The sequence below is a fragment of the Pseudomonas deceptionensis genome (genome assembly GCF_900106095.1).
Classification (GTDB): domain Bacteria; phylum Pseudomonadota; class Gammaproteobacteria; order Pseudomonadales; family Pseudomonadaceae; genus Aquipseudomonas; species Aquipseudomonas deceptionensis.
This window is the reverse complement of sequence record NZ_FNUD01000002.1, coordinates 3,000,141-3,014,429: the sequence shown is the minus strand read 5'-3', so window position 1 is coordinate 3,014,429 and position 14,289 is coordinate 3,000,141. Positions and strand designations below refer to the sequence as shown.

The window sequence follows — 14,289 nt, the reverse complement described above, 5'->3', positions numbered from 1 at the left end:
CTAGAAGATGCCATGCTTTAAATAAATATGAAGCATGCTAACTTGGCATTCATAACTATCAATGTTTGGAATGTCCATGCTCAGCCAGGTACGCGACCTTGATCTGCATTTGCTGCGTTTGTTCGTCACCGTGGTGGAGTGCGGCGGCTTCAGCGCAGCTCAGGGTGCGTTGCGCATAGGGCAATCAACCATCAGCACCCAGATGGCCAAGCTTGAAACCCGTCTTGGCTACCGACTGTGCGAGCGCGGCAAAGCCGGCTTTCGATTAACGCCCAAGGGCGAACTGGTGCTGCAAGCCACACGCAGGCTGTTCGCCTCAATTGACCAATTCAAGGGTGAAACCCAAGGCATGGCCGATACCTTACTGGGCGAATTGTCCATCGGCTTGTCGGAAGCGCTGGATTCACATGTGCTTGAGCGGGTAGCCAATGCCATCGGCAACTTTCGCAAGCGCCGGCAAGCGGTCCAGATTGAGTTGATCAGCGCCATGCCGGCCGAGCTGGAGAGGCGCCTGCTACAAGACCAGTTGCATCTGGCGATCGGCTATTTTTCGGGGCATCAACAAGCCTTGAATTACCAACCCCTGTTCGACGAGCAGCAACGCCTTTACTGCGCCAAGGGTCACCCGTTATTTGGTGTGAAGAGCCCAAACCAGGCTCAATTGGAGGCGTGCGACGGAGTCCATCACCCTTACCGCTTCAGTGTCCCGGCCGAACCTTTTCTCCCGCGCCAAAGCACTGCCCGTACGGAACAAATCGAAGGTACCTTGACCTTTATTCTCTCGGGTGCCCACATCGGATACCTGCCCCGCCACATTGCCGAGCCCTGGCAAGCTCGCGGTTTTGTGCAACCGCTTGGTACGGAAACGCTGGGTTTCAATGTGCAATTTCATTTAGCCAACCATCGCGGGCGCGAACCCAGTGAGGCGCAGCTCGCCCTAATGGAAGATTTGAAGCTAGCGTTTGCAGAAACCTGATTCAAGCTCACACCTGCGGATAAGACAAGCAGGTCGAGACTAGAAGACTTGCATTGCTAAATTGGCCGCCAGCTTTTGGCCCAGAGCGTGTAAAAACGCATATGGATTTGCAGTGACGGTTACGCAGCCGGTTTGAAGACACCTGCATCCACCAGCATCTCCACTAACGCCTCTGGCCATACCGTTTCTCCAGTAGATCTCAGCTCGTGAGCGGACCACCAGTGATGATCTGCCATGACCTGAGCCTCGTGTAAGGTCCATTCGGAACTAGAAATGGTCTGATTCTGCGCGTACACGACGAAATACTGCTCAACCGCCAGTACCATCTCGCCGCTGGGGAGGAGCAATGAAAACCTTCGATCTGCCACAGGCCCTACAACTGAATCGCCCCGGATTCTCTAGACACCTTGCAAGCTCATTGCGTAACGCTTTTCAAACTCTACCGGTGACAGCTGATTGTTGAAACCATGGCGGCGTTTTACGTTGTAGAACATCTCGATGTAATCGAACACATCACTACGAGCATCTTCCCGCACGGTATATATTTTTCGCTTGATCCGTTCCCGTTTCAGAAGTTGGAAAAAGCTCTCGGCCACGGCGTTATCATGGCAGTTGCCTCGGCGACTCATACTGGCAACCAGATTGTTCGCTTTCAAAAAGCTGCGCCAATCGGAGCTGCTGTACTGGCTGCCTTGGTCGGAATGAACCATCACCTCTTGCTTCGGTTTACGCCTCCAAACCGCCATCAATAACGCATCAATGGCCAAATCACTGGTCATTTGCGACTTCATTGACCAGCCAACGACCTGACGAGAAAACAGATCTAGCACCACCGCCAAATACAACCAGCCTTCATACGTACGAATGTAGGTGATGTCGGTGACACAAACCTTGTTGGGTTCCACGACATCGAACTGGCGCTTCAGCAAATTGGGTGAGGCGACCGCTGGCTTACCGCCGTACTTTCCAGGGCGGCGTCTATAACCTGTCTGAGAACGGAGACCTTCAAGACGCATCAGCCTCGCCACACGATGACGACCACAATCCTCACCGACCTCGCGCAGATCGTCATGGATTTTACGATAGCCATAAACGCCTCCGCTCTCCAACCATGAATGCTTGATCAAACCCAGTAGTCGCTGGTCGTCTTTAGCGCGTGCAGATTGCGGCTCAGACAACCAGGCGTAATAACCGCTGGGATGGACTTTCAGCGTCAGGCATAGCCGTCGAATGGAATAGTCGCCGGCTTGCTGTTTGATAAAGGCGTACTTCAACCGCACTCCTTGGCAAAGTACGCGGCGGCCTTTTTTAATATGTCTCGCGCTTGAGTTCCGCTCGCAGACGACGCAGTTCAGCGTGCTGATCATCATCCTGCTGCCGTTCTTCTTGAGGTTTGCTGTAGCGCTTTATCCAGGCATAGAGGCTATGCGTCGACACGCCGAGACGCGCCGCTACATCAGCGACAGGCAGCTTCTTTTCGGTCACTTGATTGACTGCTTGGATTTTGAATTCTTCGGGGTAACGCGGGTTGCTCATGGCACCTCCTAATTGGCCTCAGTTTAAGGCAAAGAGGTGTCTACGAAACCCGGGGCGATTCAGTCATCCTGATCGGCACCTGCGGACAAGATCCCGTTGTCCGCTACCTGCCCAATGGCAACGCCCTGACCAACTTCAGCCTGGCCACCAACGAACAATGGACCGACAAAAAGTCCGGCGAAAAGGTCGAGCGCACGGAATGGCACCGGATCGTGCTGTTGGGGAAAGTAGCCGAGATTGCAGGGGAGTATTTGCGTAAAGGCGGTCAGGTTTATATCGAAGGAAAATTGCACACGCGGGAATGGCAGAAAGATAGCGTCCGCCGGTTTACCACCGAAATCCTGGTAGATGCCCGGGGATCGCTATTGATGCTAAAGGAGGGATAGCAGAGCGGTGTGTGATTCATAGACGATAATTAACCAATGCAGAACAGCATTTAACTTTACAGCACCGCTATTGGTTTAATGCATCATCAACCGCTCACGCGTATATCAGCCAGGAGCGGTATCATCCAGACATTGGAGTTACAACAGGTTTTCATCCCTGAGGTCACTGAACAGCTGGTCTATGTTATCAGACAACAACCCTCTGATGGCTTCAGACTCAAACCCAGGAACTTTGGGTAGAGCCTTGTGCGACTTCAATGACTTTGAATAGACAGGTTTCCCAGACTTCGTGACCTTATAGGTGACATCAAGATACATGTCTGTTTCGGTAAAGCCGGTCCAGTCATAGAGAAACTTATCAATATCACCGGAAATTTTCAGATCCCCAGTGTTTTCGACTGTAAACCCTGATGCAATCAGCTCTTTATTCAAGGCACCCGCCATTAACTTGCTGACGTCTTTATCTATATACATCTCCCCTATCGATACGACTTTCTGGAATTGATTGGCATCGCGATCACCATTCTCGAAGGCAACATAATCAAACTTCCCAACCGCAACGGTACCGCTCCCTTTCAACGATGGAGAAGCCACATAATTAACAGGAAGTGTGGTAGAGCAACCTGTTACAACAACGCACGCAATTATCAGGAGCAAAGCTCTCACAAAGACACCTCTTATCAATCCAAACTTCGTTAACCCAACGCCAACATACCTGACCTTGGACTTGTGCCTTTCAGGTAACCACCGAAAAGTTCGCAACCACGTGAATGATATCATAATGCCACTCTTCGCACATTTTGAATCTATCAAGCTGCACAGACTGGCGAGGATCAATCATGCCCATCACTTACGGAAGTATTGGTAGCTGCATAGAAGCTAATTGGCGTCCGCTGAGCATATACGCCACTAGGTATTTCGAGATCGAACTGCTTCCTTCAGCGATTCGTTCTCACCAATCCCCCCTAATGTCGGCGGTATGAAAAAAATCAACGTTGAGGTGCTAAGCGGAAAAATCACGGCACCTGACTTTCTGGTCGGGGGCACGTTCAGCCAGTCGCTCAGTGCTTCTGGAATGAGCGAAGGTCTTGCCAACCCTCGCGGTCTAACCACCATCAAAAACGTGGCACTGGTAGATGCAGTTGCTGGGCGAGCGAATCGTGCAGTAGAAAGCACAAGCACCTTCACCTGCAGAGTACTGATTCCCCACGTCACTATAAGAGGGAACCCCCAATGGAGAGCGAACTCCTCACCCACGAAGAACTCATCGAAATCACGGGCTACAAGTCCACTGGATTTCAACGTCGCTGGCTGGAAGATCATCTGTGGCACTACGTCGAGAGCCGCAGAGGTCGCCCGCTGGTGGCGCGCGACTATGCGCGCATGAAACTGGGCATCCCCTTCCCAACCAGGACCGAACCACAGCCAGCACCTGCAACACCGGCATGGTCGCCTGATTTTTCCAAGGTGAGCTGATATGCGCCCCAGAAAAACAGAGAACCGGGATCTGCCACCCAATGTGTACAGGCGGAAACGGAAACGCAAAAGCGGCAAGATCTGGATCGGTTATTACTACCAAACACCGTCAGGCAAAGAGATCTCGCTGGGTACGGATTTTGATCTTGCCCGCTTGAAATGGGCCGAGCTGGAGTCCCAGGAAAAGCCGTTGGATCTGCGCACCATGAAAGGCATTTTTGCCCGTTATGTACGCGATATTCTGCCGAAGAAAGCGCCGCGCACCCAAAAGGACAATTTTGCCGAACTGCGTAAGCTCAGCGCGGTGTTTGATGACGCCCCCATCGATGCGATCACCCCGGTGATGATTGCGCAGTACCGCGACAAGCGCTCCGCAAAAACTCGCGCCAATCGGGAAATAGCCCTGCTCTCGCATATTTTCAATACTGCCCGGGAATGGGGCCTCACGGAAAAGGCCAACCCCTGCCTGGGCATCCGTAAAAACAAAGAGCGGCCTCGTGACTATTACGCCACTGATGCTGTTTGGGCTGCGGTCTATGCAGAGGCTGTACCTGAACTTAAAGAAGCGATGGACCTGGCTTACCTGACTGGCCAGCGCCCGGCCGATGTTCTGGCAATGCGTCAGGATGATATCGATGGTGATTTTTTACTGGTCAAGCAAGGTAAAACCGGCAAGCGCCTGAGAATCCTGCTGAGGATGGATGGCCAACTTAACAGCCTGGGCCTGCTGATCGAACGCATGATTGAGCGCAATAAAAAGCACATATCGCTGCACTTTATTCTCAATCAATACGGCAAGCGGGTATCGCAGGAGATGCTGCGCAATCGCTGGGATGACGCCCGCAAGACTGCGCGACTCAAAGCGATTGCTGGCAAACAAACCGAATTCGCGGCGCAGATTGCGTGTTTTCAGTTCAGGGACATTCGGCCAAAGGCCGCTTCGGAGATCGTGAGTGTGGCGGACGCCAGCCTGTTGCTGGGGCATTCGGAGGAAGGGATCACTGAGCGCGTTTATCGCCGTGTCGGCGCTATCGCAAAACCCTCGAAATAGAATAGTTTCGGAACTCCACCCCCAAAAGTTTCGGAACTCTTCACTTTTTCGAAGCCATAAAAAAGCCCCGTAGACCAAGGTCTACGGGGCTTTCGAATGTGGAGGCCGAAGCCGGAATCGAACCGGCGTGGGCGGATTTGCAAGCCGGGTCTGAAGTTCTTTATAACCGTAGCCTATAGCCTATTTTATGTTCCATTAGTAGGAGATTTCCTATGCCTTGTAGGCCGCATCCCGTCTAGGCTCGGTCTTAGGTTATGGACCCAAAAAATCATCAATTTTACAGCGCTCTGCAGGATGAATAAGGACCAGGGCATTGTGCCCACCCGCCTAGCACCCCATGCCCGTAATGGCATTGCAAACCCTTTAAACATGGCCGCTATCTCTGGCGCTCGCTGCAATCGAATCGCCAGAGATGCGGATAGGTACGTGAGAGAGTCACGCACGGTTTTAAGCCCCCTCCCCGGCGGCCTGCCGAACGAACAATCCCTGCCTGCAAAAACCATTCAAGTGTGCAAAAAAAGAAGAAAAGACCTATAACCCTCAAGGGTACGAAAGCAGTTCCTCGCAACAGAACCAATCAGCCATTAAGGACAAATTTGTGAAGCAATATGATCTGGTGTCACAAGAGGATGAGTGGGGCTGCGGAGCAGCCTGTGTAGCATCGCTTCTGGGGGTTACCTATCGAGAGGCAAAGAAACTCGTAGAGGATATTAAAGGGCGATCGGTCAATGCCAAGCCACACGGCCTCGAGCTTCACCACATAGCACTCGCTCTACAGGCTGAAGGTGTCAAAGTAATTGCTGACTGGGACCCTGCCGTACCTGCTTCCGAAGGGACGATTGTTTGTATCGGAGGAGAGTCACGCTACAAATACGAGCACTATATTCTTAAGACACCAAATGGATGGATGGATCCTTGGTACGACCTCGATGAGAGCAATATGGTAGCTAAGTACCGAAAGGATTATCCCAACGGCGCTGATTTCCTTGTAGCGCTAATACCGGTGTAAGCCCAGAAACTCACTTGATGAGGCGTACATAGCTTTGGCATGCCTGCAGAGCGATCAGTCCCTGATCGCCGTCGTTGGTGATTCCGATAATTCGTTGAGCATGCGCTGGGTCAAGTTGGGCTCTACGGGTTCCATGAACCACGCCGCCGGTGCCGGTGGTGGCTTGCACTCCGCCACAATCAGTTGTGGCAGCGGCATCGAGTTGGACTGACAACCGCAGATCAGCAGTAGCAATGCGATCGCGTAGGCGAGCTTGTATGGTTCTCTCATCGGAAAGGGCTCGGTAATGGACTTGGTCACTGGCTGCCAGCCACTGCTCCAGGGCTATGCGCTTGTCCTGCTCCTGAAGAATCAGCGCGGAGTTGGCGTTAGTTAGACGGGTTAGTTCGGTTTGATGCTCTGCATTCAAGTCAGCCAACTGCTTGCCGTAGCGCCAGGCGTCCACTTTCCATGTAGCAAAACAAACAATGGCCAGCAGCAGCGCAAGGCCCAGCCAGCGGGCCGGACTCACGCCAACACCTTCAGCGCCCGGGCGTAAACAGCAAGAAGGTCTTGCATGCGATGTTCGCGCTGGCCATACCCCGCTCCCGGAAGGCTGGCCCAGATGTTCCGGCATTTATCGATAGCAGGCTCGATTCGCCCCGCGATCACGTCAGGTAACGCCCTGCACTCGCTGATGTGCTGAATCGCGAGCCTGTCCTGGCTGACGGGGCCAAAATCCGGGAGTTTCAAAAGATCGCGGTAGTGCGGCCAATCCCTTAACATTTGCTGATAACGACCAGAAGCATTTGAGGTGAGTCCGCGGCTGTTGATCTGTTTGGACTTCCGACCACCCGAGAACGGATGCACTTTGTAGTCAGTGAATAATTCAAGCTTGCCATCAACCCCAGTCACGATGACGTTGTAACCATCGTCTGACCGCTTCAGATAATCGCTACCCAGTTCAGACCAGGCTATCGTGTCGAGGAAGGCAAGCACGCTCTCGCTGCCTGCCAGAAATTCGGAAATTTTGGCCATATTTTCTCCATGCGTAAAAAAGCCCGCGCAGTGGCGGGCATGTGATGACCATTTACAGACATAAACAGGTGAGTCACGAGCGATCAATTAACACTGAAACTCTGTCTGATCGCTCTGCGAAACCGCTTCAAACGATCGAAAAACGATGACTTTGGATTAGTCGACAACCCTTAAGAGATCAGCATGACCGGGCATTCAGGCTTGACAAGCTCATCACCGGACCTTAGATTCCGGACGGCATAAACCCCACCCGGCTAGCGACCATCTCTAATTTAGCGCTATGCCGAAAACCGTAGATTTATTTTTATTTGAGCCCTAAAAGTGCTAGTAACAAACTACAAATTTATTATAAGTTTCCTATTCTTGCTCATGGTAGGTGCTCTCCCCTCACTAATAACCATAAATTCAGAGAACAAGTCATTCTCAACGGGAGCAATGGCCTGCTCGATAATATGCATACTGCTTTGCCTGAGACAACTTAAAAAGACGCTCAGAGTGAAAAAAAAACTTGCGTATGGTGCTGGACTGCTATTTTTATATTTCTTAATACAGCACTTACTTGTGGGAACATGGCAACCAAAATCTTACTCTTCAATTATAGCGCTAGGTATTTATATATTAGCAGCTTACCTTGTAACTTTCGAACTTGAAAAAATCGAAAGTAAAATCATACTAAGATCCTGCCATTGCGTATTTTACTTTATGGTTTTTTTAGGATTCCTGCATATATTCACTTCTTACTCAATCGGTAAAAGCTTAGGATATAAGCATGGCCAGCCGATGTTTCCTTTTCTAGAACCTAGCCATTACGCTTTGTACCTAGGTGCCTTCTTATTAATTTACTCGATAACCAACAACTCCTGGAGTAGACGACTCATAGCGCTAGCCGCTGTTACATCAATCTCTCTCCTTATCCCCAGCACTACGCTTTTAACTTTCGTAGTAATTACCAGTTTGGTCTTGATTTCGACGTTACGGACGAAAGCCGTACTTTTTGCATTCCCCGCAATTATTATTTTCGCTTCATTCGGCATGAACAAAATCATGTCCAACGAGTACTTCACGGGGCGTTTAACCCTTTCCAGCGAATCTTCCAATATGACCGCCTTGGTTTACTTACAAGGATTGCAGGACGCCCAGAACTCTCTCATTCGAACCAATGGTTTTGGGCTAGGGCTTCAGATGTTAGGCACACAGCCGCCTTCTATCTATGCCTCCATGATTGCAAAAATCACAGGCAATGTGAATATCGAGCAAAACCGGGATGATGGTGGTTTCCTTGCGGCAAAAGTTGTTGCGGAGCTGGGGTATTTTGGCATCTATCTGATGATCGCCTATATCCTCTATTGTTTTAAATGTGTGCGTTCAGTAAGGAAAATTTTGCTGAATAATCAATTGAGAGAAAACAGCATGCTACTAATTTCTTACGGGATCATTATTTCATTTTCGGTTGAGCTTTTTGTAAGAAGCATAGGTTACTTTTCTCCTCAAGTATTTATTTTCTTAATTGCCGCTTTTTACCTGTTAAATCATAAAAAAAATCTGGCACCAAAAAAACAACATATGCATCACAAGTTTGTAAATGGGCAATCCCACCTAAAAAGCAGATATCAGAAGTAGAATTTCCTCCAGCCAGGTTCCTGAAAATCTCGTGTGAAGGTATCGCGTTTTAAGACAGTCAAATCATGACCTTCCTCAAGCAAGCAGATGCTTGAACCCCAGTCCCAGAACTCTGCCGTGAAAACGGCATCAGTTCAGCCAAGCTCTATAGTAGCGAACCAAATTCGGCGGCATAGACGCCTCGCTGACGGCCCGTTTGCGCGAGCTGGAGGCAGAGAACCGGCGGCTTAAAAAATACACGCCGAAAAGAACTTCAAAACCGAAAGTAAGCGGTCCATGAATCCCACCTTTAAAAGGTGGGAATCTATAGCTATCTTGGAATTTGTGGTGTGTAGCTGCCACGACAGCAAGGCGTCGTAGTCGTCCACCGATGAAGCATGAGGCAACTGCTCCAGTACGTGGCGCAGCCACGTATAGGGCCCCTGGTCGTTGACCTTGGCGGTCTCGACTGCGCGCTCGCACCTTTAGGCGTGTCGCTGAACAGCCAGGCTTTGCGCCTAATAACAAACGGTTTTATCGCTAGTTAGCCGGGGTTGTTATCTATGGGTAAAAACCGGCTTCCAGGTAACGTTCCAGCATAAGCGCACACTCGGGACCACGGCACGCGCAGGATCCGAACATACAATCACTAGCGCCCGAACTTGACGATAGGAGGCAACCCCATCCTAAACAGAAGTTGACCCTGGTGGCCTGACCTCTATTTCTGACGGGGGGGAATTATCGTACTCAGCCCCCCCCGTTCTATCGAGCCACCACACACTGCCGCTAGCCTAACTAAAAATTCTAACGCACAAGTGCCGGCAGTTCATTCTTAGCCCATGCCGCTATATACAAACCAAACAATTTCGAGCCATAGCTAGATAGATGCTCGTCTTTCTCGTCGCGAATTAATGGAAGCCCACCCCTAAGAAAATCACATTTAGACCCATCGCAAAAGAAGTTCTCCTGACTTAAAAAATGAATCCCCTTATTTGAAGACTCAAGTTTTTTAAATTCAGAACTCAACTCCGAGAAATAAGACATGGCTTCTGATTGTGATACCGAGCAGGTTTTGACCCTTCCAACCATCGGTCTATTCAAGCAAAACTTAACATGATACTCATGAAGAACGGGTCGCGGCAAAACTATAATCGGCTTAAGGCCGTAACCAATAATCTGTTCTGCCCTTAGCTCTGCCCTTCTAACAAAGTCCTTAGCTTCAGAGGCTGAAAGATTTCTTGGGTAGCTTGTATTTAAAAAAACAAATTCCGGCCGATCCACCTCAAGAATGCTTGTAGTATATGCAAACTGTTTAACAATCGCATCAGATGCACAAGGATTATTCCCACCCAACTTCTTATCAGGCTGCGGCTCTGCAAGATAGTTGCATGTACCAGCTGACAGGACATTCAAACTTTCAAACGCAGGGGTTGTTGCAAGTGCTGGATATAAGTCATTCGCATGGGAGTTCCCAAGCAGGAAAACGTTAGGCTTTTCATCCTTCTTAAGCATGCAAAACCACCAGCCGCCCACTTTCTCCTTGAACGGAAACCGCTCATTGCAAGCGGAGTTCTCCCAATAGGGCCATCTATCATTCCCCAACTGCGTCATAGCTTCTTTTTCTAATGCATAGCTTAGCCCGACTTCACCTTTTGAAAAGTGAAACCCAAGGCCAATTAATGCAACCAAAGCTATAGCGCTGGAGCTTGTTAAAAACAACGAACCTCTAGAGCCAGCTATTTTTTTTGTTCTAAATGGAGTTTCAATATATTTGTATGTGAAATACGCCAAAATTAACGAAGCTAAAACAATTGAAAAACTCAGAAACTTATTCTTACTATCCAGAATCAATATCTGAAAACTTATCAATGGCTGATGCCATAGATAAGCACTATAAGAGACCAGCCCAATCCCAACAAAAAATTTATTTGATAGCAGTCTACCGGCAAAATTTTCTCGCGAAGAAAAAGCAATCAATAGAGCAGCCCCGACCACGGGTGCAAGGGAATATAAGCTGGGAAAAGGAACGTCTCCATCATATACAAAGATAGAAAACAGTATCGTACAAAGCCCTAGCAGAGATAGAACCTCTGCAATTATTCCCCTGCGCAAGCTAGTGGACTTTACAGGGGGAATAAATGCCAACAAAGAGCCCGCCAGCATTTCCCAGGCCCTGGATGGCAAGAGATAAAAGTTAGCAATCGGTTGATTCCTCCAAGCCCACTCGGAAAAAGCCAGGGAAGATAAAGCAACAACCGCTACAACCCAAAATAGTTTAGCCTTTCCAAATCTCCAGCAAAAAATCAAAAACAACGGAAACAGCACATAGTACTGCTCCTCAACAGCCAAGCTCCATGTATGTAGTAATGGCTGCTGCTCTGCACCTGGACTAAAATAATCAGTTTTCTTCCAGAAAAAAAAGTTTGATGAAAATGTCATTACCGCAAACAAGCTTTGGCCTAATCTCTTCAGATCATCTGGAATCATCCAAATCAAAGCTACTGGCAGACAGCATGCAATCACAAAAAATAGAGCCGGCAATATCCTTCTTGCCCTACGCTCATAGAACCCAACAATTGAAAACCTACCCTCTTCAAACTCCCTTAAAAGAATTGATGTTATTAAAAATCCGGAAATAACAAAAAAAATATCTACACCAACAAACCCTCCAGAAAACAACCCGAATCCGGCATGAAACAGAATTACGGGCAATACTGCAAGGGCACGTAAGCCGTCAATCTCTGGCCTGTAAACAATCGATTTATTATGAATAGTCATAGTTTATTGAAAATCCATGCGCACAATCTTCCTATTTATCATTTAAGTAAATTCTTCCAACATAAACAACTTAGAATTTCTGGTCGCCTCGCACGCAAATGCCAAGCCCTTACTGCAAAGGGCCTAGCATCTCATGGGATTCCCCCCTTACACCTAAGAAACCCCACTATGGCTATGCCATCCATTGAGTCTAGGCGTAAGATTTGTGCGCAAGATACCACACGAATGTGAGCCTGAATTGGAATTTTATACGTTTACTCTTTTACCATGATGTATGCCCCTGACTTGTAGATCCGACGCTTGAGCAGGTCACGGCATGCTTGGCTATAAGATCAGACCTAAGCCCCGACTACTGTGCCGTCCGTTTCGCTGGTCGGGTCTCCGTTCTTGATACGAAACCTCCCGGACGAGTCAATCCAGCGGGTGTACCCACCACGTAACAGCTCAACATTTCGCCAAAGTCCAACAGGATTCTCAGCCCGCTCGTTAACCGAGTAGTTAACCCCATTTCCGGTGTAGTGCAGGACGTCTACGTCCCCCTCAGAGGTATTCCCGGATGAGCGGATACCGTTCAGACCGTTCGTGCTTACTGCCGGGCCTTTATCATCATACCGGTGGCAATTGCGCACGGTGGACTTGCTGCCTGAACCTGACAAGTAAATTGCCCCGCGAGCAAAGATATCTGCCGGAACACCGATAGACAGAGGGTTTTCCATTTCCAGTCCTTCCACGTCAATACGCACTGTCGAGCGTACTGGGTGTCGCCCTGTGTCCGCGAACTCCGTACCCTTGATTGTCGAGCGCCCACCCAAGCACACGATACTGTCAATCGCTGCATTTTCAGAGCGCCCACCCCTAACCTGAACCGGGTAGTTAGCTTGAATGTCGGCATTCCGCGAGTACGCAAGCCCGCAATCAATGATGGCGAATCCCGCAGTGGGGGCGGTGACGCGGATATGCTGCTGTGTAACATCCATTCCTACGCCATCGATAGTCCCCTTGAAGTTGACACCAATAGCCTTGATGCGAGAGTTCTTCTTAACCGTGCCGGTGTACAGGCCATAGAATGGGATGAAGTTGAAGTGCCCGCCCTTGATGGTCACGTCGGATACACCGTCCAGCTTAATACCGCCATATCGTGTCTTGAAGGCACCGCAGTTATCAACGGTTGTGGACTGCCCGGTGTGGTAGCCATCACCTGTGCCTTCAAAAATAGCTAAGTGCCCGCTACCGTTGTCAGCAACACAGTTGAGCATAAAGCCGTCGTTAGTGATCCCCTTGGTTCTTACACCTACGTCAGCAAAGAACCAGCAGTCCCGAACGTCCCAGCCAGAGATGCTGTCGAGGAAGATTGCGCTGACGCCGCCCACGGTCTCGGCAAGGCAGAGATCTGTAACCTTTGGGATGAGGCCGCCGGGGTCTCGCACGAGTACGCCGTCAACCAACCCCCAGCCCACGTAGATAAGCTGACCTATCCCGGATTGGTTGGAGAAGATGCGCGTGGCGGTGTAACCGCCACCCTGAAACCAATCCCCCTTGCGCAGGTACACAGGGCGCGTGATCCGGTAGTTACCACCAGGGCGACCTTTGATCCTACGACCACCCTCCTTGCGGAACGTGTAGCCATAGTCGGCAACGTACTGACCTTCTGAGCGGCAGGCTAAGCGCAGCGCGTCGGTGTCGTCCTGTACACCGTCACCCAGAGCCCCGTACCACTCTGGCTTCACAGTGGAAGTGTGGCCCATGCGCACAACGCGCCCTCCGGGAACTTCGAAGACGATGCCGTCATCCGCTGGAATGGTAGAGCCAGCCAAAAAATTGAAGTCACCACCGCCCAATGGGCCGACGTAGGGCACTGCGACGGCCCATCCGCCGTGGTAGGACGCAACACGATAGGTCAGAGATTCTTTGTGTGTTGCGGTCAGCAGATCGGCGATTGACGCTATCGAAACAACGCCGCGCCCGAGGATGGCCGCGCCTTTGGCTGGATCAGTGAAGTTGGCCATATCCTGTCGAAGCGAATCATCACCAACCAGCTTGAGCTTCGACTCGTCACCGACCCAGTTCGTAGTCAACAGCGGCAGAAACTGGCTTTTAACTCGGTACTCATTTCCCAGATAGCCGACCGTCTGAGTTGCACGCTCAAGAATTAGGCCGGGCGCATATGGCACGGGCGCTTCATAACCGCTGGCATCCAAGAACGCTTTGAACTGGGCTTCGCGCTCAGTTTGAGCCGTATGGAATTCAGTGGCGCGGCGCAGGCGATCCGCAACGTACTCGGCCTCCATGCCCTTCCACGACTTGCGCGGCACGCCCTTACGGTCCGGGTATGACGGATCATCTCCGAGCAGCAACAGGTCCAGGTTCCGGGCGTTATCGGACAGGTCTTTTGGAGAGGTCGACCCGATCGGGTTGCCAGTGTTGTAAGCCATGGGCAGTTTCTCGCAGGCGCGACGACGCC

At 50.3% G+C, this 14,289-nt stretch carries 10 protein-coding genes and 5 pseudogenes; 7 read left to right on the top strand and 8 right to left on the bottom strand.

The window, feature by feature from the left end; translation table 11 throughout:
• The first annotated feature begins 76 nt into the window (after positions 1–76).
• Positions 77–976 carry a LysR family transcriptional regulator gene (locus BLW11_RS13840; RefSeq protein WP_048358213.1) on the top strand — a complete coding sequence of 300 codons (900 nt, stop codon included), beginning with the start codon at positions 77–79 and terminating at the stop codon, positions 974–976.
• A 119-nt stretch (positions 977–1,095) separates the two neighbouring features.
• Here BLW11_RS13840 and BLW11_RS24070 read toward each other — a convergent pair.
• Positions 1,096–1,371: pseudogene (locus BLW11_RS24070) on the bottom strand (NUDIX hydrolase); the annotation flags it as partial.
• Between the two features lie 3 nt (positions 1,372–1,374).
• Positions 1,375–2,512: pseudogene (locus tag BLW11_RS13830) on the bottom strand (IS3 family transposase).
• Between the two features lie 11 nt (positions 2,513–2,523).
• Between BLW11_RS13830 and ssb the strand changes: the two are divergent.
• Positions 2,524–2,886: pseudogene (ssb, locus tag BLW11_RS13820) on the top strand (single-stranded DNA-binding protein); the annotation flags it as partial.
• A 150-nt stretch (positions 2,887–3,036) separates the two neighbouring features.
• Here ssb and BLW11_RS13815 read toward each other — a convergent pair.
• Entirely contained in the window at positions 3,037–3,564 is a 528-nt protein-coding gene (locus BLW11_RS13815) for a YajG family lipoprotein (protein ID WP_048359471.1), read from the bottom strand.
• A gap of 567 nt (positions 3,565–4,131) precedes the next feature.
• On the opposite strand from BLW11_RS13815, the gene BLW11_RS13810 reads away from it, so the two are divergent.
• The 3 genes from BLW11_RS13810 (at position 4,132) to BLW11_RS13800 (ending at position 6,434) form a co-directional block, all read left to right on the top strand.
• On the top strand, positions 4,132–4,374 hold the full coding sequence (locus tag BLW11_RS13810) for a DUF4224 domain-containing protein (protein ID WP_048358216.1): 243 nt from the start codon (positions 4,132–4,134) through the stop codon (positions 4,372–4,374).
• Position 4,375: 1 nt separating this feature from the next.
• The gene (locus BLW11_RS13805; RefSeq protein ID WP_048358217.1) at positions 4,376–5,425 is read left to right on the top strand and encodes a tyrosine-type recombinase/integrase; all 1,050 of its coding nucleotides are present in this window, start codon (positions 4,376–4,378) and stop codon (positions 5,423–5,425) included.
• Between the two features lie 598 nt (positions 5,426–6,023).
• Positions 6,024–6,434, top strand: a complete 411-nt coding sequence (locus tag BLW11_RS13800) for a hypothetical protein (RefSeq protein ID WP_053069516.1) — start codon at positions 6,024–6,026, stop codon at positions 6,432–6,434.
• A gap of 10 nt (positions 6,435–6,444) precedes the next feature.
• On the opposite strand, the gene BLW11_RS13795 is transcribed toward BLW11_RS13800, so the two are convergent.
• Both BLW11_RS13795 and BLW11_RS13790 read right to left on the bottom strand, forming a co-directional pair.
• Entirely contained in the window at positions 6,445–6,945 is a 501-nt protein-coding gene (locus BLW11_RS13795) for a lysis system spanin subunit (protein WP_048358219.1), read from the bottom strand.
• A complete protein-coding gene (locus BLW11_RS13790) occupies positions 6,942–7,451 on the bottom strand; it encodes a glycoside hydrolase family 24 protein (RefSeq protein WP_048358220.1) in 510 nt (169 codons plus the stop codon). Before BLW11_RS13790 ends, BLW11_RS13795 begins: the two co-directional genes overlap by 4 nt.
• A gap of 495 nt (positions 7,452–7,946) precedes the next feature.
• On the opposite strand from BLW11_RS13790, the gene BLW11_RS23830 reads away from it, so the two are divergent.
• Together BLW11_RS23830 and BLW11_RS23825 are read left to right on the top strand one after the other, a co-directional pair.
• A complete protein-coding gene (locus tag BLW11_RS23830; protein WP_139272546.1) occupies positions 7,947–9,071 on the top strand; it encodes a hypothetical protein in 1,125 nt (374 codons plus the stop codon).
• Positions 9,072–9,104: 33 nt separating this feature from the next.
• Positions 9,105–9,339 (top strand): annotated as a pseudogene (locus BLW11_RS23825) (transposase); the annotation flags it as partial.
• A 42-nt stretch (positions 9,340–9,381) separates the two neighbouring features.
• Here the strand turns inward: BLW11_RS23825 and BLW11_RS13770 are convergent.
• The 3 genes and pseudogenes from BLW11_RS13770 to BLW11_RS13760 all read right to left on the bottom strand — a co-directional run.
• Positions 9,382–9,647 (bottom strand): annotated as a pseudogene (locus tag BLW11_RS13770) (transposase domain-containing protein); the annotation flags it as partial.
• A gap of 207 nt (positions 9,648–9,854) precedes the next feature.
• Positions 9,855–11,828 (bottom strand): acyltransferase family protein, encoded by a 1,974-nt coding sequence (locus BLW11_RS13765; RefSeq protein WP_074836790.1) that lies wholly within the window; start codon positions 11,826–11,828, stop codon positions 9,855–9,857.
• 338 nt (positions 11,829–12,166) lie between these two features.
• Positions 12,167–14,260 carry a pectate lyase family protein gene (locus BLW11_RS13760; protein WP_048358223.1) on the bottom strand — a complete coding sequence of 698 codons (2,094 nt, stop codon included), beginning with the start codon at positions 14,258–14,260 and terminating at the stop codon, positions 12,167–12,169.
• Positions 14,261–14,289 lie beyond the last annotated feature (29 nt).